The sequence below is a fragment of the Hydrogenophaga sp. genome (genome assembly GCF_048549895.1).
GTDB lineage: Bacteria > Pseudomonadota > Gammaproteobacteria > Burkholderiales > Burkholderiaceae_C > Hydrogenophaga.
The window spans coordinates 1-26,146 of record NZ_JBLYYB010000035.1 but is presented as its reverse complement, the minus strand read 5'-3'; the positions used below and the strand labels follow the sequence as shown (position 1 = coordinate 26,146).

Below are 26,146 nucleotides of genomic sequence, written 5' to 3'. Positions count from 1 at the left end.
TCGCGGTGTGGTCGAGGCGCGCAAGGTGCCCGATGGCATCACCCTGGCCGACTTGCGGTCGAGCGCGGGCGCCCGCCTGCCGCGTGTGGGGGTGCTGGTGTTGCAACCGGTGCTGGTGGACACCGCCGAATTCGACCCGAACGACCCGTGCGACCGCTGCCCGTGTGGCGAGGGCGATGACGCCGGCAACGCCGACAGCCCGGTGGCGGCGTTCGAAGACTGGCGCATGCACGACGGCGCGCGCCTGCTCTGGTACCCCTGGCCGGTGGAGTGGCGTGCGCTGCCGCTGACCACGCTGCGCCTGCGCAACGCGCTGGCCCACACCGTGTTCGACGCCGAGGCCGCGCTGCGACACGGCGAGACCCTGCCTTGGGAAGACTGGGGTGTGCCGCTGGCGCTGGTGGGCCTGAGCGAGACCGGCACCGTGCAGTGGGTCGACCGCGCCTCGGTGGTGCGCCAGGGCGGCCGCGCGAAAGAGGCGCGCCTGCAGCGTCTGGCGGGGGCTGTGGCCGGTGACGCGCTGGTCGCCAACAGCCGTTTGCCCGCGCTGTGGCAGGCCCGCATCGAGCAGTTTGCCCAGCAGATGGCCGAGACGCCCGAGCCGCTGCCCGCGCCCAGTGTGCTGGCCGATCCCTACCTGCGCCTGCCCCCGTGTGGCCTCATGCCCAAGAGCGCACTGGACCTCTCCACCGTGCTCACGCAGCAGCAGCTCAGCAGCCCGTTTTTTCCGCCCGGGTTCGAGCTGGATGCGGTGCCGGTGCCGATCGAACAGCTCGACCTGGCCATGCGCGAGGCCGCTCCGTTGGCCAGCTTCGACATGTCGGCCCCCGAGCGCCTGCGGTTGCTGGTGCCGGTGACGCAGGCCTCGTGGGAACCCAGGCTCCTGCACGCCGAGGTGGTGGACCCGGCGTTCGCCGAAGCGTTGGCCGAGTTCAGCGAACGCCGCGCGCGCGAGCTGGGCGGGCGGCAAGGCCTGCGCTTTGAACAGGCCCACCTGGTGCGCGCGCTCACCGGGCGGCCGCAGACCGTGCCCGAGCTGGGCGACGACCCACAGGCGCTGGACGAAGAAAGCCTTGCACCCTGGGGGCCGCCGCCGCCCGGTGGCGGGCATGTGACCACGCTGCAACCCGGGGCGCACGCCCATCTGTTCGATGGTGCGCTGCAAGCCTTCACCGCCACCGACACCGAAGCGTTCTTTGCCTGGGTCTGCCTGGACCCGGACCACCCGCCGCGCTGCCTGATGCTGCAGTGGCGCGACGCCACCGGCTGGGCGCACCGCGCCTACTGGGGCGAGCCGCTGCTGACCTGGGGCCGCCCGGCCACCGGCGCCCACCCGTTCAAGGTGGCCGGGCATTTCCATGTCGGCAACCTGCCGCCCGCAGGCCGATGGGTGCGCCTGGAGGTGCCGAGCCACCTGGTGGGCCTGGCCGGCGTGGCGGTCAACGGCGTGTCGTTTGACCTGTTCGATGGTCGTGCGGCCTTCGGCCCCACGGGTGCGAAGCCACTCGCGCCCGGTGTGCCCGGTGTGCCCGGTGCGCCAGCAGCAGGGAACAGCGAGCGCCCCTGGTTCGGCCATGTGCTGCCCACCGGCGCGCGACAAGACGGCAACGAACCCTGGCTGCTGCTCTCGCACAACGACCTGTGGGCACCGTTCGAAGTGAACGACGGCCTGCAGCCCACGCAACCCACGCTGGTGCCGACCGGTGGTGGCCATGTGGAGGCTGCACAACCCGGCATCCACCAGCACTACCTGGAGGGCGCCACCGCCACGCTGAGCGCCGTCGGCTCCACCGACAACCTGTTTGTGTGGGTGTACCTCGATGCGACGCGACCGCCGCGCGAACTCATGATCCAGTGGAAGGTGGGCCCCAACTGGAACACCGAGGGCCGTCGTGCCTACTGGGGCGAAAACCTCATTGCCTGGGGCGACAACAACAGCCCGAGCCGCCGGCCCAGGGGCGCCTTGCCCAAGCTCGGTGAGTGGGTGCGCCTGGAGGTGCCCGCCAGCGAACTCGACATCGGCACGCGCGCCATCAACGGCATTGCTTTCACCTTGTTCGACGGCTGCGCGGCCTTCGGGGCCAGCGGCAAGATCGCCCAGGCCACCACCAGCCCGCCCGGCATCCGCGCCGAGACGGTGTGGTTCTCGGGCACCGCACCCACCGGCGCGAGCCTCGTGGGCACCTGGACCTGGCTGTCGGCGCTGGAGATGGTGGAGCCCACGCCGGCCGCGCGTGTGGGGCAGGCCAGCGCGGTGACCAGCCTGGTGAACGACCCGGTGATCGCAGCGCTGTCGGACCGCGAGCAGGCCCAGCTGCCGTTGCGCGGGCTGGAAGGTTTCATGGCCTTCCTGCGCGCGCGCATCGACCGCGCCGACGACATCACCGACTTCGGCTTCACCCACATGCAGGTGGACCTGCACCGCATCCGCCAGATGATGATGACCACGTCGGACGCGGCGCGCTTGTCCACCTCGCCAGCGCTGGCGGCGATTGCCAAGTCCGACAGCGCGGTCCATGTGCAGACGCAGATCAAGGAGTTCATCGGGCGCATCAAACAGCCGGTGCTCGCGAAGCTGCAGACACCGGCAGCGGTGGCGCGCTCGGTCACGCCCTCGGCGGCGTTTGCTCCGATGAACTTTGTTGCCACGGTGAGCAACGTGCAGCTGGTGCAGCAAAAAAGCCAGATGACCTTGTTCAAGGCACCGAGCGCGCCCATCAACATCGTTTACGCCAACCCGGTGGTGGGTCTCTCGCCCGTGCGCACCGTGGCCGTGGCCGACCGGCTCAAACAGCCGCCGTCCACCGAAGCGCGCGACTTCGCGCTGGCCAACCGCCAGCGCATGGTGCTGGAAGTGTTGAAACTGCTGGAGACATTCACGGAGGAAGATGGAGGCACCACGCCCTCGATGTTGAAAGACTTCAAGGTGCGTGGTCTGGCCCAGGACCCGTTTCTGGAAGGTGCTCCCGCAGAGCGCGCGCTGGCCGACTTTCTGGACCGCCCAGACATCAGCAGGGCGGCTCTCAGAGCCAAGCTGTTGTCTCCGCCGCCCACCACCGCGCCAGCCAGTGGCGGAACGTCCACACCCGCCGAGCCCGACGAAGCGCTGCTGTTCACCCAGACCGTTGCGCTGTCTGAAAACACCATCGCCATGCTGCGCGATCTGGAAGGCCGTCTGGCCGCCTACCGCAGCGCACTCACGCGCTGCGAGCAGGCCCTGGCCGCGCTGCAAGGGCACATCCGCTCGGCCGACATGCGCCTGCGCCAGGCCGACGACCGCCTGGCCGAAGCGCGGCACGACGTGGGCGTGGCGCGCGCGCTGCTTGACGAAGAGAAAGCCCGCGTGGACGCGGTGAACGCACGGCGCACCCGCGTGCTGGCCGAAGAGGTGCAGTACCTCGCCTTCGTGCGCCCGCGCGAAACCAGCAACCTGCTCGCCGCACCGCGCCGCGTGCTCGACCCCGGCCTGCTGGAGGCCCCCGTGCCGGCCTGCCTGCGCGAGCACGACGACGTGCCCGACGAGTTGGACGAAATGCTCAAGGTGCTGCGCGAAGCCCCGGCGGCGCATTTCGTGGGCGCACCGGCCATCCTGCAGAAGATCGACCGGCCCGAGCTGCTGTTGCGCACGCTGCAGAGCGCGCAGTTGCGCAGCACCGTGATCACGCAGCGTGTGATGCCCACGTTCAACGCCACGGCTGGCCAGCTGGGCGTGCACATCGGCCAGATGCTGGTGCGCCAGACACAGGCCATTGCAGTGCGCGCCGAAGCGGTGCAGCGGCTGGACATCCAGCGTCTCTCCAGCAGCTCGTGGCAGACGGTGCAGCGCGAAGCACAGGCCGTGATCTCGCTGGGCGACATCATCGACGGCGACCACGGCAAGGGTGAGGTGTCGCGCCGCGCGAGTGAGCTCTTCGAGCGCATCGCGGGCGTGTGCGCCTGCCTGCACGCCGAGTTCTCGGGCGTGCTGCCAGCGGTGCGGCTGGAGTGGGCCGAGGTCATGTCGCAGTTCGACGAAGCGCCCAACCTGCGCAACCTGGGCGGCCTGCCGCGCTGGAGCAGCATCCCCTATGTGGACCGGCGGCAGATGCAGGCCTACGTCGACTTTCTGTTTGACCAGGTGCCACCGACGAACGAGGCTGCGGTGGCGCTCATCAACGACGTGGTGCGCATGGCGCTGCTGCTGGCCAGCCACGCACCGGTGGGCCGCATCGTGGCCGGGCGCATGCCGCGGCCGGTCACGGCGGTGCGCGTGGGCAGCCGCATCCCGCTCACCGCGCTGGACAACGCCCGCCTGCGCGTGGGCATGCAGGCCATGATCTACAAGGGCAACACCTTGATGGCGCGCGCCACGGTGGAAGACGTGGGGCAGGGCGAGGTGTCGGCCCGGCTGGTGCACACCAGCAGCGCGCAGATCGACCTGGACACCGACGTGCGCGTGCACTTCGACCAGGCCAAGGTGCTGAGCAGCACGGCAGCGCGCAAGACCAGCCTGTTCAAGCTCTGATCCGGGCTTTGTCATGGGCGCCGCCGACCGCACCGTTCAACACCTGCACCTGCGCGCGCCCAGCGCCCAGGCCGCAGCGCACGCGGTGCACCGGCTCGAAGACGCGCTGCGCTGCGCCAGCTTGCCCGATGCGGGCGAACGGGTGCTGCTGGTGCGCCGGCTTCACCTGGGCCAACTGCCCGAGGGCCTGTCGTCGCAGAGCCTGAGCCTGTTGATCGAGCAGCGTGTCGCAGCGGTGGGGGGCGAATGGGTGCCTGGTATCGAGGAGCGCGCGTCGCGCAGCGACACGGTGTTTTTTGCCAGCCGCCTGCAGGCCGCGCAGGCCGCGCTGCGGCGGCGCGCGCAGGGGGCGGTGCTGAGCGCCTGGTACTGGCCGCTGGCCTTGCCGGGGGTGGCGGTGCAGGCGCCCCCGGGGGCGTTTGTGGCGCAGTTGCTCGACGTTGTGTCGCAATGGCGTGAGGCCGCAGCGGCCCTGCCCGCGCTGGTGGCCAGCGTGCAGGCACCTGCCACGCAGCGCTGGTGGCGCGAACACCTGTCGCTGGCGTGGCGGGAGCGCCTCGCGCCTGCCGCGCCGCCAGGGCCGCAGCCGGTGGGTGCGACCCGGCGCGCGATGGCGCCATCAGACACCACCGAAGTCCGGGCCGATGCCAGGCCCGGGCGCGGCGTGGTGCCCAAGGCTGCCGAGCGTGCAGCCGAGGAGGGCAGGCGAACCGATGGCAGCGCGGCGCACCACGAACACCCACCACACCACGGCGAGCGCACCGCTGCCGCGCGTCGCGCGGCACGCGCGAAGGGGCCGCCCACCGCCAGCGAGAAGCCGACCGGACCGCCGCTCCCGCCCGAGGGCAAGAAGCCTTCATCGGGGGCTGTGGATGCATTGCCGCGCACCGCGCCAGTTGCGTCGGCGCCCGAGGCCGCCGGGGTCGTCGAGCTGGAGCGGTTGGTCCAGACACCCGGGGCCGTCGCGGCCGGGTTGGCGTTTGAAGCGCACGCCACCGGCGCCGGGGGCGTGCTGTTTCTGTGGCCGGTGCTCGAACGCCTGGGCTTCGCTGCGTGGGACGCCGACCACCCCGACACGTGGCTGGGGCCGCGCGTGCTGAGCCTGGCCTTGCAACGCCTGTGCGTGCCCGACACCGACCCGGTCTGGGCGATGCTGGCGAGCCTGCCGGCCCCATCGAAGGTTGCCGACGTTTTCAACCAGCCTGCCGCGCAGTGGTTGCAGGCCTGCCGCCGCCACGCGCGTCGCGAGCTGCGCATCGGTCTGGCCAGCCTGGTGCTGCGCCCCGCCTGGGTGCACTGGAGCGCCACCCACATCGATGTGCATTTTTCGCAGCGCGGTGCCGACATCCGCGTGCGCCGCGCCGCGCTCGACATCAACCCCGGCTGGGTCGATGGCCTGCAGCGGGTGGTGAGCTTTCACTACGACCAGGACCGGCCCACATGAACGCCGCCGTGCCACCGTCGGTGATGCTCGCGCCCGCCTTGCACGAGCTCCTGCTCGGGCTGCTGGCGCCGGACGACGCAGCGCCCGGGCCCGAGGCCCAATGGCTGCGCCAGCGCTGCAGCGCAGGCGAGCCCACCGATGTGCTGGCCGGCTGGTTGCGCACGCCGCCGCCAGCCGCGCAGCCTTTGCTGGATCTGGTGGCCCGCCACCAGCTGGGGCTGGTCGAGTTGATCGCACTCTCGCTGGTGAGCGCCTCCGAGACCGATGCCATGGTCGGCCGGGTGATCGCGTGGCTGCAGGCGCCCCTGGCCGGGTCCCGTCCGCGTGCGGGTCTGGTGGCCCGCATCGCCGGTTGCCTGCACATCCCGCAGGCGCAGGCCCGCCTGTTCGAAGGTGCGGCGCGAGCCACCCAGGTGCTGCGCATCGACACCGCGCCGCACACCACCTTGCCCGAAGCCACGCTGCACATGCCGCTGCCGCTGGTGATGGCGCTGCAGGGCCATGGCCAGCGCTGGCCCGGTGTGCAGAGCAGCGCGCGTGGCATGGACTGGCTGACCGCTGCGGTGCGCGCAGAAGCGGTGCAGCAGGCCCGCGCCTTGCAGCCCCACGACGTGCTGGTGGTGCGCAGCCAGCACCCCGGTGAAGCGCGCGCGGTGTCTGCGGCCATCGCGTTGGCGCTGGGCCGCTCGATGGCGGTGCTGGAAGGCGCGGTGCCCGAAGGGCTGGGCGCGTGGGCCGATTTTGTCCAGGTCGTGCCCGTGTTTGTGCCCGATCTGGCGCCCGGCGAGGTGTTCGACGTGCCCCAGCTGCCCGGCCACAGCGGGCCGGTGCTGGTGGCCACCGGGGTGGACGGCAGCGTGACCTGGCGCGGCGATGCACCACCCGAGTGGCGCCTGACGTTGCCCGGCGTGTCCGAGCGGCAGGCCCTGTGGCGGCAACACCTGGGCGACGCCGCCCTGGCGACCTCGCTGGCTGCGCAGCACCGGGGTGGCAGCTTCAGCATCGAGCACCTGGCCACGCAGGCGCGCCACCTCGCGCGCCTGGGGGGTGATGGGGATGCCCCGCCCACCACGGACCATGCCCGCCTGGCCTTGCGCGCCGGCACACCGGGTGCGCTGGGCAGCCTGGCCGAGCTGGTGAACGACGCGATTGACGACGATGCGCTGGTGCTGGCGAACCCGCTGCGGCGCGAACTCGAATCGCTGCTGGCGCGCTGCCGCTTGCGCGAAGGCCTTGCGCACGACCTGGGCCAGGCGGCGCGTGCGCGCTACCGGCCGGGCGTGCGGGCCTTGCTGGTGGGGCCTTCGGGCACCGGCAAGACGCTGGCCGCAGGCTGGCTGGCCACACGGCTGGGTTTGCCGCTCTACCGGGTCGATGTTGCCTCGGTCACCAGCAAGTACATCGGCGAGACAGAAAAAAACCTCGCACGCCTGTTTGCCCGCGCCGAGCACAGCGAGGTGGTGCTGCTGTTTGACGAGGCCGACGCGCTGTTTGGCAAGCGCACCGACGTGAAGGACGCGCACGATCGCTATGCGAACACGCAGACCAACTACCTGCTGCAGCGCATGGAAACGTTTGAAGGCATCGCGCTGCTCACCAGCAACAGCCGCGCGCGTTTCGACGCGGCGTTCACGCGCCGGCTCGATGCCATTCTGGAATTTCCCGCACCAGCGCCCGACGAGCGCCGCCGGTTCTGGCGTGCCCACCTCGGCGAGTGCCCTGGCCTGAACGAGGCACAGCTCAACCAGCTGGCCGCGGCGTGTGACCTCGCGGGGGGGCAGGTGCGCAACGCCACGCTGCGCGCTGCAGCGAGTGCGCTGGCGCAGGCGCGGCCGCTGCATTTCGGTGACGTGCTGGAGGCGGTGGCCGCCGAGTACCGCAAGCTGGGTCGCCAGATGCCCGCCGGCTTGCAGACCGGAGCCACGCCGTGGGCCTGACGGCACTGGCCTCGTCCACACGCCGCGACGCCCTGGCCTCGCGTGCCGCATCGCGGCGGCGCGCGCTGGAGCCGCTGGCCGAGAGGGCTGAGGGCCGCGCAACCCGGGAGGCCGACATCGAGCCACCCGCCGGCATGCCGCGCTACCTGGAGCTCGGCCCCGGGGAGCGCGGGCTGCCACCACCGCGTGAATCCGCGCCTGCCTCGGAACCCGGACCGGCGAGTGAGCGTGGCAGGCACGCCGACGCACCCAGTGCCGAAGCCCACACCGTGCCGGTGCACGGTGCCGCACCCGAGGTGCGGGAGACCAGCCCGGACCGGCGCGAGGAGCTGGCGCATGAGGCCTCGCACGAGCGCGAAGACGCCGATACCGATGCCGAGACAGCCGAGGCCCTGGCGCACGAAGCCGAGGTGGCGGGGGGGGCCGACACCGAGACCGGTGCGGGCGAGGCCGCCGATGACACGGCGGCGGGCGCACGCGAACCCGTGATCGATGGTGTCCGCGTCGCGCCTGCCGTGACCGATCTGCTGAGCGGTGACCCGACCGCCATGGCGGCGCTGGACGACACCGCGCTGATCGACGAGGAACTGGCCGAGCACGAGCGCTGGGCCGGCTCCTTCGGCGCGCTCGGCACGGCGGGCAGCGACGAGCGTGCGCGCTTCCTGCTCGACCAGGCCGGCGAGGGCGCGTCCGCCGGGTTCTGGGGCGGCGTGGGCATGGGTGCCGTGATGGGTGCAGCCGGCGGCGCGCTGGGCCACATCGCGGGCCGCCGCCTGGCCACGCTGGCGGTGTCGCGCGGTGCCACCGCGGTGCCGGTGCCCGGGCTGGGTCCCGCCATCGGCGGCGTGATGGCCATCGCCGGCCTGTTCACCCGCGACTGGGGCGCCTCGTTCGACACCATCGGCCGCGTGGGCACGGGGGAGGGCTACGAAGGCTTGGCGAACGACCTGGAAGGCATTGCCGAAGCGCTGGACATGGCCTGCACCTTCATGGACATCGTGGGCGGCATCTGCGGTGCGATCGCGGTGGGCATGTGGGTGGGGGCGGTGGTCTCGGGTGGCGCGCTGGCACCGCTGGCGCTCACGCTCTCGGCCATCGGCACCGGCATCAGCATCGCCACCACGGCGGTGGGCGTGATCATCAACGTGGCGGTGCGCCCGGCCGTCACGGCATTGCGCGCGCTGCACGCGTTCGAGGCCCAAGGCGATCCGGCGGCGGTCGAGGCGGCGGGTGCTTCGTTGTCCTCGGCAGCCGCACAGCTCACGGGCGCCGCCGGGGGTGCGCTCGGGGGTCGCGCGGGCGGGCACATCGGCACGCGCGGCGGTGCCGGGCTGTACCGCGCGGGACGGGCGGTGGCGGCGCGGCGCACTGGCGGCCGCCCCGCCATGAGCGCTGCCGCCGGCCCCGGGCCGCGCGTGCATGTGGAAATGCCCGAGGCACCCAGTGCCGGTACAGCGGCCCGCCGGCCCGATGCCGCGCCGACCTCCGCGATGCCAACCACCGCCGCGCGCCCTGCCGCCACGGACAGACCGGCGGCCGCATCGCCCGCGCGCCCCGCCACCGCACCAGACGATTTCAGCGATCTCAACGGTGTGGTCGCCGATCTCAACGCCAGCCCCGCCCTCGCAGCCCGTCTCACCGACACCCGACCGGCCCTGGCGCGGCGCGCCACCCCCTGGACCACCGAGACTTCCCGTGCCTATGCCAACGACCAGGCCAGCGGGCACCGCGCCGCCACGGGCATGACTGGCGCCGAGGTGCAGGCCGGGCACACCGCAGCCGCGCGCAACGCCGTCGAATCCGGCATCCGGGAGGTCGACTGGGACACGCAGCCCATGATGGATCTGCACAGCCGCCGTGGCATGGGGTTGGACGCCACGGTCACCGACGTCGATCCCGTCACCGGGGCCACGCGCACCCGCACCCGCACGCGCCACACATCCCAGGAACGCATCATCGATGCAGCGGTTGCGCGGTCGAGGGCTGCAACCGGCGGCACGCTCACGCCCAGAGGCCATCTGGACGCTGCCGACTACGTGGCCTGGGTCACAGCCAACACGCCCTACCGTCAGGGCGACATTGATGCGCTGCGAGGCGGCGGGCTGGCAGCACCGGGGCGTGGGCCCGCCGTGGATCCCGCCACTGGCCGTGTCATCCCGCCCGCACCAGGCACCGGCCCCGCCGCATCCTCACCCCGCCGCAGCGCTGCACCCGACACCGCGTCCCCCACCGGCACACCACCCCGCTACGCACCCCACACCGAAACCGTGCGCACGACCGACCGCGCCGCTGCCATGGCGCAGTACCACGACCAGATCCGCACCGACCCCAGCCGCGAATCGGGGGTGTGGCGCGGGCCGGACGGCACTTTCTACGTGATGCAGGGCGACAGCGGCTCGGTGCGCCCGCCCTCGGCCGCTGGCCCGCTCTCGCTGGTGTACCACTCGCATCCGGTGGAGGCCGATGCGGCGGGTCGTGGCCTGGTGTCGCAACCTTCGCAGGCGGATGGTGACATCGGCGTGCTGGCGTTCGAGCACGGGGAAGGCCCCGCTGGGCGGCGGGTGGAATCGGAGCTGCACTTTCCCACCTACGGCCCCGATGGCACGCACTCGGGTTTTGGCGCCACGCGCTTCGCCTACGACCCCACCAGCCCGCTGCCGCTGCAGGTGACCACCACCTTGCCGGGTGGGCGGCCTGCCACGCAGCGCTACGCGTCGTATGCCGACTTCGAGGCCCGGACCGGCATCCGCGCGGGTGGCGACACACCCGAGGCCTCCACCGCCGCGCGGGTGGACGCCGATGCGGTGCTCACGGCCGACCGCGCGGCCGCCGCCCGCCGCATCGATGAGACCGCCGCCGGGCTGGCCGGCCGCACCACCCCGGTGGGGGCGCGCGTCGGGCGCGACGAGGCGCGCACCGCTGCGGCGGCCGAATCCGCGTCGGAGCTTGGTGAGCGTGGCCCGGCGTATGCGGTGAGCGTTGCGGGCCTCGCGCCGGGCGAGTCGATGGAGCTGCCCATCAACCCTGCCTACCCCGCGCCGCCGGGCACGCCGGAGCAGCTCGATGCACTGCTCGACCAGGTGGACACCGCCCGCCACACCGCAGACGCACTGAGCGGCACCGAGGCGGAGATGGCCGCCCACGCCGAGACCGAGCGCGAGCACGCCACCGGGCTGGAAGAGGCGACTGTGGTGGGCGAAGACCTGACGGCCGGGCGCGAGGAACACGCAGGCGAGGTGGACACGACCTCCGGCACCAACGACAGCATGCTGACGCAGGCCGGTGAGGCCTGGGACTCGCTGGGCGAGAGCTCGCGCGAAGCCTCGGCGCTGGGCAGCCTGGTCGTCAGCCTCGATGCCTTTCGCGGCATGGCCCATCTGTTCTCGTATCTGCCCGGCGACCTGGGCACACGCGCCGAAACCGCGCGCAACGAATCGACGCGTCTCATCGAGACGCTCAACCGCGTGAGCGACGCCGACGCGGCCCAGGCGGCGGTGGGCACGGGGCGCGAAACCATCGAGGGCGATGGCGAACGCATCGAGGCGGTGGCCAGCGCTGGTGTGGGCACCGACGCCGAGATTGCCGAGGGCACCAGCGCACTCACCGAGCTGGAGGCCGCCAACGCCGCGAGCCTGGCCGAGACCGAAGCCACGCACGGGCTGGCCACCCGCGAGCGGCGAGCCGCCGAAGACTCGGAGGCCGAAGCGCAGGGCGCGCACGACGCGCTGCTGGCCGAGCTGCAGGGCTGGGCAGCACAACACCGCCAGGCGCGCGAGGATGCGGTGTCCCAGGCCCTCGGCAGCTATGAGGCCATGGGACTGTCGGCCACGGAGATGCCTTGATGAGCGAGCCCATGGTTGAACTGGACGGTGAAAGCCCCGAGAAGCTGGAGCGGCAAGCCCGTACCCGCCTGGCCGAGGCCGACCTGTCCGGCGCTGCCGGCTTGCTGGAGCACGCGGCGCTCTCGTGGCAACGAACGGGCAACGCAGACCGTGCGGGCACCTGCTGGCTGCTGGCCGCATCCACGTTGCGACTGGCGGGCTCCATGGAAGCGTCCGCGCACGCAGCCCGCTGCGCCGAGGCGCTGGTTTTGCCCGACGCCTTGCGGCGCGGCGTCGACATGGAACTCGCCGAGCAGGCGCTGGCCTGTGGTGATGCCGTGTTGGCACGCGAGCGGTTTTCTGCATTGCTGGAGCAACACGGTCGGCACATCGACGACCCGCTGCGCGCGATGGTGCTGCAGCGCCGCGCTGCCGCCGCTCTGGGCGCGCACGATGAGCGGGGAGCAGCCGCAGATTTCTGCGCTGCGGCGGTGCTGATGCAATCGCTCGGGCATGGGGCAGATGCGCAGACGGCCCACCTGGCTGCTGCATCGTGCCTGTTGGTGGTGGATGCGCCCGCGGCCGAAGCGATCTGGCAAGGGGTCGACCAGCAGCCCGCGCGCGATGGATCGGCAGCTGCGCGGCAGGGTCTTGTGGGTGCGCAGATTGCACTGGCGCTGGATCAACCGGTGTTGGCGCTGGAACGCCTGGCCCGGGCTCGCCAGGGTGCGCTGGACGCACGCGATGCCACCTCGTACTTGGCGGCCTCGGTGCAGGCGGCCAGCCTGCTGGAACAACAAGGGCGAGCGCAGGACGCCTACGCCCGCCTCGCTGCGGCCTGGGTCACGCTCGGTGATCTGCTGGGCAAGGAGCCGGCCGCCAACCTGGTGCGACCGGCGCTGGCCGGGCTGCGTGAGCGTTTGGGTGAGGCCGAGTTCCAGCGCGTGCGCCAGGCCCACGACGCGCAACGGCAACGCGCCTAGAGCGAGGTGCGCAAGCGCCAGATTTCCGGGAACAGCACCACGTCCAGCATCTTGCGCAAATAGCTCACGCCACCCGTGCCGCCGGTGCCGCGCTTGAAACCGATCACGCGTTCCACGGTGGTCACATGCCGGAAGCGCCAGAGGCGGAAGGTGTCTTCGAGATCGGTGAGTTCTTCGCCGAGCTGGTACAGGTCCCAGTGTTCCCTGGGGTTGCGGTAGACCTGCAGCCAGGCCTGCTCGACCGCGTCGCTGGCCTCATACGCTTGCGTCCAGTCGCGCTCGGTGTGGCTCTGCGGTACCGCGATGCCTCGGCGCGCCAGCAGGCGCAGGGCTTCGTCGTACAGCGACGGCGTCTCAAAGGCTGCCTGCACCACCGCCAGCCGCTCGGGGTTGTGTGCGTGGGGTTTCAGCATGGCCGCGTTCTTGTTGCCCATGGCGAATTCGATGCAGCGGTACTGGTGGCTCTGGAAGCCGCTGGACTGCGCCAGATACGGCCGCAGCGCGCTGTACTCGGGCGGTGTCATGGTGGCGAGCACGTCCCAGGCGTGCACGAGTTGCTCCATGATTTTCGAGACACGCGCGAGCATCTTGAACGCGGGTTGCAACTCGTCGGCGGCGATGTGGCGAATGGCCGCGTGCAACTCATGCAGCATCAGCTTCATCCAGAGTTCGCTGGTCTGGTGCTGCACGATGAAGAGCATCTCGTCGTGCGCGGGCGAGAGCGGTTTCTGCGCGTTGAGGATGCTGCCCAACTGCAAGTAGTCGCCGTAGCTCATGTCGCGGCTGAAGTCGAGCTGCGCGCCTTCCTCGCGCACGATGTCCTCGGGCTTCTGCGACTCGGATGGGGTGTGCGGGCACATGCTCAGGTCACCGCGTGTTTCTGGTTGAACTCGGCGCGCTGCCACTCGCCGCTCTCCAGCACCTGTTTCAGGTGTTCGACCGAGTGCCACACGTCTTCGAAGCCGATGTACAACGGCGTGAAGCCGAAGCGCAGGATGTCCTTGTGCTTGCCCGAATCTCCCGCGCGGTAGTCGCCAACCACGCCGCGTGCAATCAGCGCTTGCACGATCGCATAGGCGCCTTCGTCCTTGGTCAGACACACCTGTGAGCCCCGTTGTGCATGCGAAAGCGGTGTGGCCAGCCCGATGCCGTGGCCCTGGCAGCGCTCGTTCATCAGCGAGATGAAGAGGTCGGTGAGTGCGAGTGACTTTCGGCGCAACGCGGCCATGCCGCCGTGCGCTTCGGTGGCCAGCAGCGTGTCCACACCGCACTCCAATGCCGCCAGGCTGATCATCGGTTGCGTGCCGCACTGGTAGCGCGTGATGCCGGGCGCAGGTTGATAGTCCTTCGTGAAGGCGAACGGCGTGGCGTGGCCCCACCAGCCGGCCAGCGGCTGCCAGAAACGGTCGGTGTGGCGCGGGTTGACCCACACGAAGGCGGGGGCGCCCGGGCCACCGTTGAGGTACTTGTAGCCGCAGCCCACCGCGTAGTCGGCGCCCGCGCCGGTGAGGTCCACCGGCACCGCGCCCGCGCTGTGCGCGAGGTCCCACAACATCAGCGCGCCGGCCGCGTGTGCGGCGGCGGTCACGGCGGGCATGTCGTGCATGGCGCCGGTGCGGTAGTTCACGTGGGTGAGCATGAGGATCGCCACGTCGGATGTGAGGGCGGATGCAATCTCCTCGGGCTCGACCAGCACCAGCTCGAACCCACGCTCTTTGCAGAGCGCTTCGGCGATGTAGAGGTCGGTCGGGAAGTTGCTGCGCTCGCTCACGATGCGTTTGCGCTGTGGGTGGTCGGCGGTGCTCAGGTTGATGGCGGCCGAGAGCACCTTGAAGAGGTTGATCGAGGTGCTGTCGGTGGCCACCACGGTGCCGGGTGCGGCGCCGATGAGGCGCGCGATCTTGTCGCCCACTTTCTGCGGCATGACAAACCAGCCGTTCTTGTTCCAGCTCTGGATCAGGTCGGTGCCCCATTCGCGGGTGACCACGTCGGCCACGCGCGCGGGTGTGGCGAGCGGCATCACGCCGAGCGAATTGCCGTCGAGGTAGATCGTGCCCTCGGGGATGTGGAACAGGTCGCGCAGGGTGCGCAGCGGGTCTTGCGCGTCGAGCGCGCGGCAGTCTTGGAGGGTCGTTGTCATGGTAGTTCCCGCAGCACGGCGCGCACCGGGCTGGCGTCGGCGGTGGTGAGTTTCAGGGGCAGGGCGATGAGTTCGTAGTCGCCTTCGGGCACGTCGTCGAGCAGCAGGTTTTCCAGGACGCGCAGGCCGCGCCGGCGGATGGTCTGGTGGCTGTCCAGGGTCTTGCTGCTGGCCGGGTCGATGCTCGCGCTGTCGATGCCGATCAGCAGCACGCCGAGGTCGGCGAGCTGCTCCACGGTCTCGGGTGCGAAGGCGGGCAGGTCGTTGTCGAACGCGTCTTGCGGCTGGCGTTCGTAGACGCGGACCAGAACCCTTTCAGGCAAGTCAGCGAGTGCATGCGCGATGTGTTCGGGCTTCACCAGCGGGCCGCAGCCCATGGCGTGGATCACGCGGCAGGGACCGAGGAACGCGTCGAGCGAGACCTCGCCGATGGCTGCGCCGTCCGCGTCGTAGTGCAGCGGCGCGTCGGCGTGGGCGCCCACGTGGGGCGAGAGCGTGATGGCGCTCACGTTGACCGGGCAGCCCGGGCCGATGGTGGCGGCCCAGGTCTGGGTGTAGGCCGTGTCGCCCGGGAAAACCGGAGTGGTTGCGTGCACGGGAGGGGAGATGTCCCAAAGTTTTTTCATGGTGCGGTGAAGGTAGCACCGTGAAAAAACCCGTGGTGTCGGTTAATCCCAACAGGCCTCAAAAATGCTTGAGACCTGAAGTAACCGGGGTCTCAGTCCGCGCCGTCGACCGGCGGCAAACCGTGGCGCTGGCGTGCGCGGGTGCAGGCCTCGCTGCCCTCTTCGAACTCGCGGCAGGGCGAGGGGCGCCACTCGTAGATACCGCAGGCGATTTTTTTGCCCAGCTTGCCGGTGAGCGCTGCGCAGCGGATCGGCACGTGATCGGTGCCGCGCATGCGCATGGTGCTGCCGTTGACCTCGACCGCCAGGCCCGAGGGCACGCTGCCGCCCATGTCTTCCATTTCGTAGACCGCGAAGTCGACTCGGAAGCAGGCGCAGCAGGCGCCGCAGGACGTGCAGGCGCTCATGCTGCTTTGGCCACCGCAGGCGCCCGGTACACCAGCACCTTGAGCGACCGATCTTCCGACACATCGGCAAACACCGCCGGGTTGGCCAGGCGCTGCTCGAACACCAGTTCGGGCGCGGCCTGCTGCATCTGGTCCATCAGAAACGCGGGGCTGAGCTGCGGCGCGTTGAGGCACAGCAGCGCGCGGCCCTCAGGTCGCAGCAGATCGGGCAGGCGGCGGATGAGTTTGATGTAGTCCTGGGTAGCGATGAAGCTGCCTTTCTGGTGGCTCGGCGGGTCGACGATCACCAGGCCATACGGGCCACTGCGCGTGATCTTGCCCCAGGTCTTGAAGATGTCGTGCACGAGGAAACCCGCGCCTTCCTTCAAGGCGTTCAATGGGTGGTTTTGCTGGCCAATGGCCATGGCCCCGGCGCTCATGTCCACGTTGACCACCTGCTTCGCACCGCCTTGCAGGGCCACCACCGAAAACGCGCAGGTGTAGGCAAACAGGTTGAGCACCTTGTGGCCCGCCGCGTGCTCGCGCACCCACTGGCGGCCTTCGGCCATGTCGAGGAACAGGCCGTGGTTCTGGCCCTTGAGCACGTGCACCAGGTACCGCGAGCCGCGCTCGCTGACCACGTGCGGTTCGGGCACGCTGCCGGCCATGAGAACCGTGTCGGCCTGTCCGTCACCGCGGCATTGAAACACCCAGTTCAGCGGCTCACCCGGTGCGATCTGGCCCCAGCGGGCCTGCAGCGCTTCACCGATCAAGACCAGTGTGTCATCGGCCACCGGCTGGAAGCTGGTGAGCAGCCAGACGGGTGGAAACGCGTCCAGCGTCCACTGCTCGCAGCCCGGGTGCAGACCGCCGCGCCCGTGGAAGACACGGCGCGCGTCGGTGCCGGGTTCGATGCGCGCGATCGCGTCGAGCAGCGCTTGCATCAGGCCAGACGGCCGAGCAACAAAAACTCCATCAGCGCCTTCTGCGCGTGCATGCGGTTCTCGGCTTCGTCCCACACCACGGACTGCGGGCCGTCGATGACTTCGGCGCTGACCTCTTCACCACGGTGTGCGGGCAGGCAGTGCATGAACAGCGCGTCGGGCTTGGCCTGGCGCATCATGTCTTCGTCCACACACCAGCGTTTGAAGGCCTCGCGGCGCACTTCGTTTTCGGACTCGAAGCCCATGCTGGTCCACACGTCGGTGGTCACCAGATCGGCGCCGGCGCAGGCTTCGCGCGGGTCCTTGAAGACCTTGTAGCAATCGCGGTTGCTGATGCCGGCGAGCACCGGATCGACCTCGTAGCCGCCGGGCGTGCTCACGTGGACCGTGAAGCCCAGCAGCTCGGCCGCCTGCAGCCAGGTGTTGGCCATGTTGTTGCCGTCACCCACCCAGGCCACCACCTTGCCTTTGATCGCGTCCAGCGGCTGGCCGCTGGACGCGGGCCGGTATTCGACCAGCGTGAACAGGTCGGCCAGGATCTGGCAGGGGTGGAACTCGTTGGTCAGGCCGTTGATCACCGGCACGCGCGAGTGCGCGGCAAACGCTTCGATCTTGCTTTGCTCGAAGGTGCGGATCATCACCAGGTCGACCATGCGGCTGATCACCTTGGCGCTGTCTTCAATCGGTTCGGCGCGGCCGAGCTGGCTGTCGCCGGTGGTGAGGTGCACCACCGAGCCACCCATCTGGTACATGCCGGCTTCGAAGCTCACGCGGGTGCGCGTGCTGGCCTTCTCGAAGATCATGGCCAGCGTGCGATCAGGGTCGGCGAAGGGCTGGTACTTCTCGAAGGCCTTGAATTTTTTCTTGATGTGCGCGGCGCGCGCCAGCACGTGGGCGCATTCGGCCGCGCTCAGGTCCTTGAACTGCAGGTAGTGGCGAATCGTCATGTCGGGCTCTGCTCGGCAAAGAAAGCGTGGATCAGGGGCAGCAGGATGGCGAGCACCTCGTCGGCCTCGGCGATGGTCATGATGAGCGGCGGCACCAGGCGGATCACGCTGTCGGCCGTGACGCTGATCAGGAGGCCGGCGTCGGCGGCGCGCTGGGTGAGGGCGCCGCAGGGCTGGGTGAGTTCCACACCGATCATCAGGCCCTGGCCGCGGATCTCTTTCAGGCCCGGGTGGCCACCCAGGCTTTTTTCCAGCGCGGCGCGCATGTGCTCACCCACGCGCTCGGCGTTGGCCAGCAGGCCGTCTTCTTCAATGATGCGGATGGTTTCCACCCCGGCGCGCATGGCCAGCGGGTTGCCGCCGAAAGTGGTGCCGTGGTTGCCCGGCTGGAAGATGTGGGCGGCTTTGGGGCCGGCCACCACCGCGCCGATGGGCACGCCCGAGCCCAGGCCCTTGGCCAGCGGCATCACGTCGGGCAGGATGCCCGCCCACTGGTGCGCGAACCACTTGCCGGTGCGGCCCATGCCGCACTGCACCTCGTCGATCATGAGCAGCCAGTCCTGCGCGTCGCACAGGGCGCGCACGTCTTTGAGGTACTGCGCGCGCATCGGGTTCACGCCGCCTTCACCCTGGATGGTCTCGAAGAACACCGCCACCACGTTGGGGTTGCCCACAGTGGCCTTTTTCAGCGCCTCGATGTCGTTGGCCGGCACGCGGATGAAGCCCTCCACCAACGGGCCGAAGCCGGCCTGCACCTTGGGGTTGCCGGTGGCGGAGAGGGTGGCGATGCTGCGGCCGTGGAAAGCCTTCTCGTAGACCACGATCTCGGGGCGCTCGATGCCCTTGTCGTGGCCGTACTTGCGCGCCAGTTTCAGGGCGGCTTCGTTGGCTTCCAGGCCGGTGCTGCAGAAGAACACGTTGGTTAGGCCCGAGCGCTCCACCAACATCTGCGCGAGGCGTTCCTGGTCGGGGATGTGGTAGTAGTTGCAGCAGTGGATCATCTTGGCCACCTGGTCCTGCAGGGCCGGCACCAGTTTGGGGTGGCCGTGGCCCAGGGTGTTCACGGCGATGCCGGCCAGCGCGTCGATGTATGCCTTGCCGTTGACATCCCACACGCGCACGCCCTTGCCGTGCGACATCGCAATCGGCAGGCGGCCGTAGGTGTTCATCACATGGGGCGAGGCGACGGGATTGAGGGCGGCGTTCATGCGGTGACTCCGGGAAAGTGGGGCGCCGAAAAAGCGCTGGAAAGGCCAAAAAGAAAGCGGCTCAACGAAGGTTGAGCCGTCGAAGCGCGATTTTAGGCGCAGCAGGTGGGCATCATCATTGCTTGTTGGGCATCGCTGAAATGCGCGGTGACTGCAGCTTGAGAGCTCCGGGTTATCCCTCGTTTCAAGTCTTATATAAGATAGAATACCTGTCGCTTCTGCTGGCGAGCGATCCTCGTTCCGGTGGCGGTTTTCTCCCATGAACGGCCCTCCATCCGAAGGCTTCCCCCGATGGTTTCACCGACAGCCAAACAAGTCTTCATCCAGGGTGTCACCCAGAACGGCCGAACCTTCCGGCCGAGCGACTGGGCCGAGCGCCTGGCCGGCGTCATGAGCCCGTTTCGCCCCGGCGGCGCCCAGCCGGGCAGCCACCTGAGCTACTCCCCCTGGTGCGTGCCCAACACCATCAACGGCATCAAATGCGTGGTGGTCCACGTGGACCTTCGCGACGCCGAACCCATGGCCTGGGACTTCTGCATGAACTTTGCGCGGGACAACGATTTGCAGGTGGCGGAGGCTTGTTTGTTGCCGGATATTGATCAGTAGGCTTATCATTTATCTCCACACACCCACGCGTGAGGAGACATGAACGCACCGCAAGCCCTCGTGCGCTGGCACGACCGCGGCACCAGCCGCATCCCCTTCTGGGCCTACACCGACCCCGACCTGTACCAACGCGAGCTGGAACGCCTGTTTTACGGGCCGCACTGGTCTTATGTGGGCCTGGCCATTGAAATCCCCAACACCGGCGACTACAAGCTCAGCTGGGTGGGCGAGCGCCAGGTCATCATGGTGCGCGACCGCGTGGCACCCAAGGAGCGCGCCACCGACCCCGGCATCCGCGTGGTGGAGAACCGCTGCGCACACCGCGGCGTGCGCTTCTGCCAGCCGCCCATGGATGGCCAGACCGGCAACGCGCGCAGCTTCGTGTGCCCCTACCACCAGTGGACCTACAAGCTCAACGGCGACCTCGCCGGCCTGCCGTTCAAGGACGGTGTGAAAGACGGCGAGTGCACCAACGGCGGCATGCCAGCGGACTTTGATCTCAGCCAGAACGGCCTGACCAAACTGCGCGTGGCCGTGCTGCATGGCCTGGTGTTCGCCACCTTCAGCCACGAGGCGGAATCTTTCGAGCAGTACATCGGCCCCAACGTGATGCCCTGGCTCGATCGCATCTTCAAGGGCCGCGAGCTCAAGCTGCTCGGCTACAACCGCCAGCGCATTCCGGGCAACTGGAAACTGATGATGGAGAACATCAAGGACCCGTACCATCCGGGCCTGCTGCACACCTGGTTTGTCACCTTCGGCCTCTGGCGCGCCGACCAGAAAAGCCGCATGGTGATGGACGAACACGGCCGGCACGCGGTGATGATTTCGCGCCGCAACGAAGGTGGCACCAACAAGAGCGTGACCGAAGGTGTGACCAGCTTCAAGGCCGACATGGCGCTGCAGGACAACCGCCTGCTCGACGTGGTGCCCGAGGCCTGGTGGACGGTGGACGACCCCTCCAACCCAGGCACGACCATCACGCCCACGGTGACCATGATCACGCTGTTCCCCAGCCTCATCATCCAGCAGCAGGTCAATTCACTGAGCACGCGCCACATCGTGCCGCGCGGCGCGGGCGAGTTCGATTTCGTGTGGACGCACTTCGGCTTTGCCGACGACACCGAGGAGATGACGCAGCGCCGCCTGCGCCAGGCCAACTTGTTTGGCCCAGCCGGCTTCGTGAGCGCCGACGACGGCGAGGTCATCGAGTTCAGCCAGGACGGCTTCAAACAATGGGGCGAAGGCGGCAACACGCTGGTGGAGCTCGGTGGCCGGGGCGACGACGTGGGCCAGCCGCCCACCGAGCACATGGTCACCGAGACGCTGATCCGCTCAATGTACGCCTATTGGCGCAAGGCCATGGGGGAATGACATGCCAGTGATCGACCAGGACCTGCAAAGCCTGCTGCTGCACCACGCGGTGGACCTCTTCAACGCCGCCTACGCCGCCACGCTGGATGACCGCCGTTTCAATGAGTGGCCCGACTGCTTCGTGGAAGACGCGCGCTACAAGGTGCAGGCGCGAGAGAACTTCGACCGGGGCCTGCCGCTGGCGCTGCTCGCGCTGGAGAGCCGGGGCATGCTGCGCGACCGCATCTACGGCACCAGCCAGACCATCTACCACGGGCCGTATTACACGCGCCATGTGGTGAGCCCGGCGCGCATCACGCAGGCCGGCGCGGGCACGACAGACGATCCGATCCAGGCCGAAGCCCACTACGCGGTGTTCCGCACCAAACCCGGTGGGGTGAGCGAGGTCTACAACGTGGGCCGCTACATCGACGCATTTGTGAACACGGACTCGGGTCTCCAACTGAAGAGCCGGACTTGTGTGTACGACAGCGAGATGGTGCTCAACTCGCTGATCTACCCCATCTAGATCTGGCGATTGCGCGCCAGCGGCGGGTTCTTGCTGAAGTAGGCCACGATGCCGCGCAACAGCGCGTCGGCCAGGTCGTCCTGGTACTTCGGGTCGTTGAGCCGGGCTTCTTCGTCGGGGTTGCTGATGAAGGCGGTTTCCACCAGCACGCTGGGGATGTCGGGCGCGCGCAGCACCGCGAAGTTGGCTTGTTCGACGCGCGGCTTGTGCAGCTTGCCCACCTGCTTTACGTGGCCGAGCATGGCGCTGCCGAGCTTGAGGCTGTCGTTGATCTGCGCGGTGGTGCTCATGTCGAGCAGGGCGCGCTGCACGGTGGCGTCCTTGGCCTTCACGTTGAGGCCCCCCACCTGATCGGCCGCGTTTTCCTTGTTGGCCATCCAGCGTGCAGCGGCGCTGCTGGCGCCTTTGGTGCTGAGCGCGTAGACGCTCGCGCCTTGCGGACGCGGCGTGAAGAATGCGTCGGCGTGCAGGCTGATGAACAGGTCGGCCTGCACCCGCTGGGCTTTTTGCACCCGCACCTGCAGCGGCACGAAGAAGTCCTTGTCGCGCGTCATGAAAGCGCGCATGGGGTTGCCGTTCACGCGGGTGTCGTTGATGCGATCGCGCAGCTTTTGCGCGATCTGCAGCACCACTTTTTTCTCGTGTGTGCCATTGGGACCGATGGCGCCCGGGTCTTCGCCGCCGTGGCCGGGGTCCAGCGCCACGACGATCAGGCGTTCGGTCTTGCCCGGTTTGCCGGGAGCTCGTTTGGCGGGGCTGCCCGGCGGCGAACCCGCCGCCACCGCCGTGCCGGTGTCGCCTGTCGGGGCGGACGGCTTGGCGCCGGGTGTGCCCGGCTTGGCGCGCTGCGCGATCAAGGCGCCCAGCGGGTCGTCCACCGGGTTGGCCGCTGTCACGCGGTCGTTCGGGTTCGGCCCACCCGCCACCTGGCCCATCTCCAGGCCCAGCAGGCGCGCCGCGCGCTCGCTGGCCGCGTCCAGGTCTTTCATGCGCTGGGTGATCAGCTGTTCCAGCGGGTCGGGCGCGTTCACCGGGTACAGGTCGAGCACCAAGCGGTGCTGGTACGCGGCCACCGGCTCCAGGTTGAACACCTGCGGTTTGATGGCCTGTTTGAGGTCGATCACCAGCCGCACCACGCTGGGCGCGCTCTGCGCCACGCGGATGCTGCCGATGTTCGGATCGTCCGACTTCAGCTTGCCCACCAGTTCGCGCAGGCCGGGCAGCAGGTCGATGCCTTCGATGTCCACCACCATGCGGGGTGGTTCGGTCACAAAGAATTTTTGGGCCTTGAGTTCACCATCGGACTCGATGGTCACGCGGGTGTAGTCCTCGGCCGGCCAGATGCGCACCGCCAGCACGCTCGCCCCGCGCGCGATGTGCTGCACGCCCAGCAGCAGCACCAGCGTGCCGGTGCGCAGCAGCGTGCGGCGGCTGACGGGTCCCGTCACGCGAGCGCCTCCAGCAGCCGCAGGCCGGTAGGGCTGAGGGCGGTGGCGCGCACGGTGCGCGCGCTGTCGTGTTCCGGGTCGGTGTGGGGGGTTATGTCGTCGGGTTGGATGTCGATCTGCAGATCGACCGCCGGCAGAAACGCGCCAGCGCGTTCGGGCCACTCCACCAGCTTGAGACCCGGGCTGGCAAAAAGTTCGCGAAAGCCCGCGTCTTCCCATTCGCGCGGGTCGTTGAATCGGTAGAAGTCGAAGTGCCAGACCGACAGCGCCTCGCCTTCGGGCATCACCGGGCAGTCCATCGCGCTGTGCGGCTCCACCACCGCGTAGGTGGGACTCTTGATGCGCCCACGCACGCCAAGCGCGCGCAACAGATGGCGCACCAGTGTGGTCTTGCCGGCACCCAGATCGCCCTGCAGCGTGAGCGTGGCGTGCGCAATGGCGGGCGCCTGGGCGAGGCGCAGGGCAAAGGCCTGCGTGTCTTCTTCGGTGGCCCAGCGGCCTTGCCATGGATTCAGCGAAGACGCCGCCCCCGCAGGAGCCGAGTGGGTTCTTACAATGCCCTTCACATGAATGTCGCTTTGGATGCCGCTCAACTCGTCTCGCAGATTCAGGCCTGGGGCCAGGAGCTCGCATTTTCCCAAATCGGCGTGACCGGTGTGGATTTGTCGGCTGCCGAGCCCGGTTTGATGGCCTGGTTGTCGGCTGGATGTCACGGTGACATGGGCTACATGGCCGCGCACGGCCTCAAACGCGCCCGCCCGGCCGAGCTGGTGCCGGGCACCTTGAGTGTGATCACCGCCCGCATGGACTATTTGCCGCGCGCCACGCCGGAGGGTTGGCAGGCCATCGAAATGCAGCGGCTGGAGCGACCGGACGAGGCGGTGGTTTCGATGTACGCACGGGGGCGGGATTACCACAAGGTCCTGCGCAACCGCCTGCAGACGCTGAGCGATCGCATCGCAGCCCACATCGGTCCTTTCGGCCACCGCGTGTTCACCGACTCGGCCCCGGTGCTGGAGGTGGAGCTGGCCTCGCGCAGCGGCATCGGCTGGCGCGGCAAACACACGCTGGCGCTGCACCGCGAAGCGGGCTCGATGTTTTTTCTGGGCGAGATCTTCGTGGACCTGATGTTGCCGCCCCTTGAGGCGACCAGCGAACACTGCGGCAGTTGCAGCGCCTGCATCGATGTGTGCCCCACGCAGGCCATCACCGGCCCGCAGCGTGTGGACGCGCGGCGCTGCATCAGCTACCTCACCATCGAACACGCCGGGCCGATTCCGCTGGAGCTGCGCCCGCTCATGGGCAACCGCATCTACGGCTGCGACGACTGCCAGCTCGTGTGCCCGTGGAACAAGTTTGCGCAGCGCTCGCCCTTGCCCGATTTCGACGAGCGTGCGGGATTGTCGGGTGCGTCACTTATCGAGCTGTTCGCGTGGAGCGAAGCGGAGTTCCTTAAACGCACCGAAGGCAGCGCCATCCGCCGTATCGGGCACGAGCGCTGGCTGCGCAACATCGCGGTGGCCATGGGCAATGCGCTGCGGGTTGGCCCAGCCCCCGCCATTGACAACGCGTTGCGTGCGCGCGCCGACCACCCGAGCCCGATCGTTCGCGAGCACGTGGCCTGGGCGGTTTCGCAAGCACACCCACCCGCCCGTTCGCCCTGAGCCTGTCGAAGGGCATCCAGAGCTCAACCTATTGGAGTCAATCTGTATGCAATCAAACCCAACAGTGCCAGATGTGGTCGGCGTCGACGGTTGTCGCGAGGGCTGGATTGCTGTGTTTCGAAACGAAGGTGTACTGCAGTACGCGATCTACCGAACATTCACTGAATTGATGGTCGCGTTCTCGCGCGACGCCAGGGTGGCTGTTGACATTCCCATTGGATTGCCCGATCGAAACATGCCGTCGCGTGCTTGCGACCTGGCCGTCCGAAAGGTGCTGGGGCCAAGGATGTCCAGCGTGTTTGCTCCGCCATCGCGGCTTGCCACTCGGCAGCACGAGCCTTCAAAGGCTCGGCAGCTGAACATTGCCGAGGTGGGCAAGAGCCTGTCCGAGCAAGCCTTGGGTATTGCAAGAAAAATCGCCGAGGTGGATGAGTGGCTGATCGCTCATCCGGACTCGTCGGAACGCGTGCTGGAAATCCACCCCGAGGTCTGTTTCTGGTCGCTCAACGGCAAGCGCCCCATGGCTTCGCCCAAGAAGTCGGCGACGGGTTGCGAAGAGCGCCTGCGCCTGCTGGAACACTGGGAGCCTGGGGCTCCCGAATTGCGTCATCAAGTGTTGAAAGACCGTCGGCGGTCGCAGGTGCAGTCTGACGACGTGCTGGATGCGTTGGCCGCGCTCGTCACCCTTTCGGCGCCACCAGAAATGCTGCGACGCCTTCCCGATGTGGTGGTGCGGGATGCGCTCGGTCTCCCCGTGCAGATGCTGTATCGCGAGATCTGAGCCGCCTCAGCCCGCATAACGCAGCCGCAGCTCCCGCTTGAGCAGTTTGCCGCTCGGGTTCTTGGGCAGGCTGTCGGTGAACACCACACGCTTCGGGCTTTTGAAAGTGGCCATGTGCTGGTTGCAGTGCGCGATCACCTCGGCCTCCGTGAGTTGTTGGCCGGCCTTGACCACCACCACCGCCGTGACCGCCTCCACCCACTTCGCGTCGGGCAGGCCGATCACCGCCACCTCGCTCACGCCGCCCAGGCGGTAGATCATTTCTTCCACCTCGCGGCTGGCCACGTTTTCGCCGCCGGTCTTGATCATGTCCTTCTTGCGGTCGACCACGGTAATAAAGCCCTCGTCGTCGATCAGGGCCAGGTCGCCGCTGTGGAACCAGCCGCCTTCGAACGACGCCGCGGTGCGCTCGGGGTCGTTGAAGTAGCCCAGCATCAGGTGGGCGAGCGGTGCACGATTTCGCCGACTTCGCCCACCACCACGTCGTCCATCGCGTCGTTGACCACGCGGGTCTCCACGTTGAGCACGGCCTTGCCGCACGAGCCAGGCTTGCGCAGCTGGTCCTGCGGGCCGAGCATGGTGGCCAGCGGCGCAATCTCGGTCTGACCGTACAGGTTCCACAAACGCACCGAGGGCAGGCGCGCCGCGAGTTCCTTGAGCACCTCCACCGGCATGATGGACGCGCCGTAGTAGCCCTTGACCAGACTCTTCAATTTTTCAGCATCAAAGAGGGGCGAGCGCAGCAGTGCGATCCACACCGTGGGCGGTGCGAAGAAGCTGGTGATCCTGTGCTTTTCGATCAGCGCCAGCAGGTTGTCGGGCACG

At 68.8% G+C, this 26,146-nt stretch carries 19 protein-coding genes and 1 pseudogene; 10 read left to right on the top strand and 10 right to left on the bottom strand.

Annotated features, from left to right (window positions below; genetic code table 11):
- The 5 genes from ACN4F8_RS02965 to ACN4F8_RS02945 all read left to right on the top strand — a co-directional run.
- Positions 1 to 4,504, top strand: a 4,504-nt coding sequence (locus tag ACN4F8_RS02965) for a hypothetical protein (RefSeq protein ID WP_419472230.1), incomplete at its 5' end; no start/stop codon positions are given.
- A 13-nt stretch (positions 4,505 to 4,517) separates the two neighbouring features.
- Positions 4,518 to 5,948: a hypothetical protein gene (locus ACN4F8_RS02960; protein WP_419472229.1), complete on the top strand. Its 1,431-nt coding sequence runs from the start codon at positions 4,518 to 4,520 to the stop codon at positions 5,946 to 5,948.
- Positions 5,945 to 7,885: an ATP-binding protein gene (locus ACN4F8_RS02955; RefSeq protein ID WP_419472228.1), complete on the top strand. Its 1,941-nt coding sequence runs from the start codon at positions 5,945 to 5,947 to the stop codon at positions 7,883 to 7,885. The genes ACN4F8_RS02960 and ACN4F8_RS02955 overlap by 4 nt, the downstream gene beginning before the upstream one ends.
- Positions 7,876 to 11,727 (top strand): hypothetical protein, encoded by a 3,852-nt coding sequence (locus ACN4F8_RS02950; protein ID WP_419472227.1) that lies wholly within the window; start codon positions 7,876 to 7,878, stop codon positions 11,725 to 11,727. The genes ACN4F8_RS02955 and ACN4F8_RS02950 overlap by 10 nt, the downstream gene beginning before the upstream one ends.
- Positions 11,727 to 12,689 (top strand): hypothetical protein, encoded by a 963-nt coding sequence (locus ACN4F8_RS02945; RefSeq protein WP_419472226.1) that lies wholly within the window; start codon positions 11,727 to 11,729, stop codon positions 12,687 to 12,689. The genes ACN4F8_RS02950 and ACN4F8_RS02945 overlap by 1 nt, the downstream gene beginning before the upstream one ends.
- On the opposite strand, the gene kynA is transcribed toward ACN4F8_RS02945, so the two are convergent.
- The 7 genes from kynA to ACN4F8_RS02910 all read right to left on the bottom strand — a co-directional run bounded on the left by kynA (position 12,686) and on the right by ACN4F8_RS02910 (position 18,940).
- Positions 12,686 to 13,549 carry a tryptophan 2,3-dioxygenase gene (gene kynA, locus ACN4F8_RS02940; RefSeq protein ID WP_419472225.1) on the bottom strand — a complete coding sequence of 288 codons (864 nt, stop codon included), beginning with the start codon at positions 13,547 to 13,549 and terminating at the stop codon, positions 12,686 to 12,688. The two genes, ACN4F8_RS02945 and kynA, sit on opposite strands and share 4 nt — an antisense overlap.
- 2 nt (positions 13,550 to 13,551) lie before the next feature.
- The gene (gene kynU, locus ACN4F8_RS02935; RefSeq protein WP_419472224.1) at positions 13,552 to 14,829 is read right to left on the bottom strand and encodes a kynureninase; all 1,278 of its coding nucleotides are present in this window, start codon (positions 14,827 to 14,829) and stop codon (positions 13,552 to 13,554) included.
- On the bottom strand, positions 14,826 to 15,455 hold the full coding sequence (gene kynB / locus ACN4F8_RS02930) for an arylformamidase (RefSeq protein ID WP_419472223.1): 630 nt from the start codon (positions 15,453 to 15,455) through the stop codon (positions 14,826 to 14,828). The genes kynU and kynB overlap by 4 nt, the downstream gene beginning before the upstream one ends.
- A 92-nt stretch (positions 15,456 to 15,547) precedes the next feature.
- On the bottom strand, positions 15,548 to 15,862 hold the full coding sequence (locus ACN4F8_RS02925; protein WP_419472222.1) for a YkgJ family cysteine cluster protein: 315 nt from the start codon (positions 15,860 to 15,862) through the stop codon (positions 15,548 to 15,550).
- Positions 15,859 to 16,785: a class I SAM-dependent methyltransferase gene (locus tag ACN4F8_RS02920; protein WP_419472221.1), complete on the bottom strand. Its 927-nt coding sequence runs from the start codon at positions 16,783 to 16,785 to the stop codon at positions 15,859 to 15,861. The genes ACN4F8_RS02925 and ACN4F8_RS02920 overlap by 4 nt, the downstream gene beginning before the upstream one ends.
- The gene (gene argF, locus ACN4F8_RS02915; protein ID WP_419472220.1) at positions 16,785 to 17,732 is read right to left on the bottom strand and encodes an ornithine carbamoyltransferase; all 948 of its coding nucleotides are present in this window, start codon (positions 17,730 to 17,732) and stop codon (positions 16,785 to 16,787) included. Before argF ends, ACN4F8_RS02920 begins: the two co-directional genes overlap by 1 nt.
- The gene (locus ACN4F8_RS02910) at positions 17,729 to 18,940 is read right to left on the bottom strand and encodes an aspartate aminotransferase family protein (protein WP_419472219.1); all 1,212 of its coding nucleotides are present in this window, start codon (positions 18,938 to 18,940) and stop codon (positions 17,729 to 17,731) included. The genes argF and ACN4F8_RS02910 overlap by 4 nt, the downstream gene beginning before the upstream one ends.
- 291 nt (positions 18,941 to 19,231) lie before the next feature.
- On the opposite strand from ACN4F8_RS02910, the gene ACN4F8_RS02905 reads away from it, so the two are divergent.
- The 3 genes from ACN4F8_RS02905 to ACN4F8_RS02895 are packed head-to-tail and all read left to right on the top strand — an operon-like array spanning position 19,232 to position 21,428.
- On the top strand, positions 19,232 to 19,546 hold the full coding sequence (locus ACN4F8_RS02905; protein WP_419472218.1) for a DUF3579 domain-containing protein: 315 nt from the start codon (positions 19,232 to 19,234) through the stop codon (positions 19,544 to 19,546).
- A 39-nt stretch (positions 19,547 to 19,585) separates the two neighbouring features.
- Entirely contained in the window at positions 19,586 to 20,920 is a 1,335-nt protein-coding gene (locus ACN4F8_RS02900; RefSeq protein ID WP_419472217.1) for an aromatic ring-hydroxylating dioxygenase subunit alpha, read from the top strand.
- A gap of 1 nt (position 20,921) precedes the next feature.
- Positions 20,922 to 21,428 carry an aromatic-ring-hydroxylating dioxygenase subunit beta gene (locus tag ACN4F8_RS02895; protein WP_419472216.1) on the top strand — a complete coding sequence of 169 codons (507 nt, stop codon included), beginning with the start codon at positions 20,922 to 20,924 and terminating at the stop codon, positions 21,426 to 21,428.
- Here ACN4F8_RS02895 and ACN4F8_RS02890 read toward each other — a convergent pair.
- Both ACN4F8_RS02890 and tsaE read right to left on the bottom strand, forming a co-directional pair.
- Positions 21,425 to 22,876, bottom strand: coding sequence for an N-acetylmuramoyl-L-alanine amidase (locus ACN4F8_RS02890; RefSeq protein WP_419472215.1), 1,452 nt, complete (start codon positions 22,874 to 22,876; stop codon positions 21,425 to 21,427). The two genes, ACN4F8_RS02895 and ACN4F8_RS02890, sit on opposite strands and share 4 nt — an antisense overlap.
- Complete coding sequence (tsaE, locus tag ACN4F8_RS02885; RefSeq protein WP_419472214.1) at positions 22,873 to 23,469, bottom strand: tRNA (adenosine(37)-N6)-threonylcarbamoyltransferase complex ATPase subunit type 1 TsaE; 597 nt, start codon at positions 23,467 to 23,469, stop codon at positions 22,873 to 22,875. The genes ACN4F8_RS02890 and tsaE overlap by 4 nt, the downstream gene beginning before the upstream one ends.
- Between tsaE and queG the strand changes: the two genes are divergently transcribed.
- Both queG and ACN4F8_RS02875 read left to right on the top strand, forming a co-directional pair.
- Positions 23,443 to 24,540, top strand: coding sequence for a tRNA epoxyqueuosine(34) reductase QueG (gene queG, locus ACN4F8_RS02880; RefSeq protein WP_419472213.1), 1,098 nt, complete (start codon positions 23,443 to 23,445; stop codon positions 24,538 to 24,540). The genes tsaE and queG overlap by 27 nt on opposite strands.
- Positions 24,541 to 24,586: 46 nt before the next feature.
- A complete protein-coding gene (locus tag ACN4F8_RS02875) occupies positions 24,587 to 25,321 on the top strand; it encodes a DUF429 domain-containing protein (protein WP_419472212.1) in 735 nt (244 codons plus the stop codon).
- A 6-nt stretch (positions 25,322 to 25,327) separates the two neighbouring features.
- On the opposite strand, the pseudogene ACN4F8_RS02870 reads toward ACN4F8_RS02875, so the two are convergent.
- Positions 25,328 to 26,146 (bottom strand): annotated as a pseudogene (locus tag ACN4F8_RS02870) (AMP-binding protein); the annotation flags it as partial.

Bases quoted from the DNA above. Each gene is read 5' to 3' on its own strand.
- ACN4F8_RS02955 (WP_419472228.1), top strand. From the start codon at position 5,945: ATGAACGCCGCCGTGCCACCGTCGGTGATGCTCGCGCCCGCCTTGCAC.
- argF (WP_419472220.1), bottom strand. From the start codon at position 17,732: ATGACGATTCGCCACTACCTGCAGTTCAAGGACCTGAGCGCGGCCGAA.
- kynU (WP_419472224.1), bottom strand. From the start codon at position 14,829: ATGACAACGACCCTCCAAGACTGCCGCGCGCTCGACGCGCAAGACCCG.
- ACN4F8_RS02920 (WP_419472221.1), bottom strand. From the start codon at position 16,785: ATGCAAGCGCTGCTCGACGCGATCGCGCGCATCGAACCCGGCACCGAC.
- ACN4F8_RS02925 (WP_419472222.1), bottom strand. From the start codon at position 15,862: ATGAGCGCCTGCACGTCCTGCGGCGCCTGCTGCGCCTGCTTCCGAGTC.
- ACN4F8_RS02905 (WP_419472218.1), top strand. From the start codon at position 19,232: ATGGTTTCACCGACAGCCAAACAAGTCTTCATCCAGGGTGTCACCCAG.
- ACN4F8_RS02945 (WP_419472226.1), top strand. From the start codon at position 11,727: ATGAGCGAGCCCATGGTTGAACTGGACGGTGAAAGCCCCGAGAAGCTG.
- ACN4F8_RS02895 (WP_419472216.1), top strand. From the start codon at position 20,922: ATGCCAGTGATCGACCAGGACCTGCAAAGCCTGCTGCTGCACCACGCG.
- kynA (WP_419472225.1), bottom strand. From the start codon at position 13,549: ATGTGCCCGCACACCCCATCCGAGTCGCAGAAGCCCGAGGACATCGTG.
- ACN4F8_RS02910 (WP_419472219.1), bottom strand. From the start codon at position 18,940: ATGAACGCCGCCCTCAATCCCGTCGCCTCGCCCCATGTGATGAACACC.
- ACN4F8_RS02900 (WP_419472217.1), top strand. From the start codon at position 19,586: ATGAACGCACCGCAAGCCCTCGTGCGCTGGCACGACCGCGGCACCAGC.
- kynB (WP_419472223.1), bottom strand. From the start codon at position 15,455: ATGAAAAAACTTTGGGACATCTCCCCTCCCGTGCACGCAACCACTCCG.
- ACN4F8_RS02875 (WP_419472212.1), top strand. From the start codon at position 24,587: ATGCAATCAAACCCAACAGTGCCAGATGTGGTCGGCGTCGACGGTTGT.
- ACN4F8_RS02960 (WP_419472229.1), top strand. From the start codon at position 4,518: ATGGGCGCCGCCGACCGCACCGTTCAACACCTGCACCTGCGCGCGCCC.
- queG (WP_419472213.1), top strand. From the start codon at position 23,443: ATGAATGTCGCTTTGGATGCCGCTCAACTCGTCTCGCAGATTCAGGCC.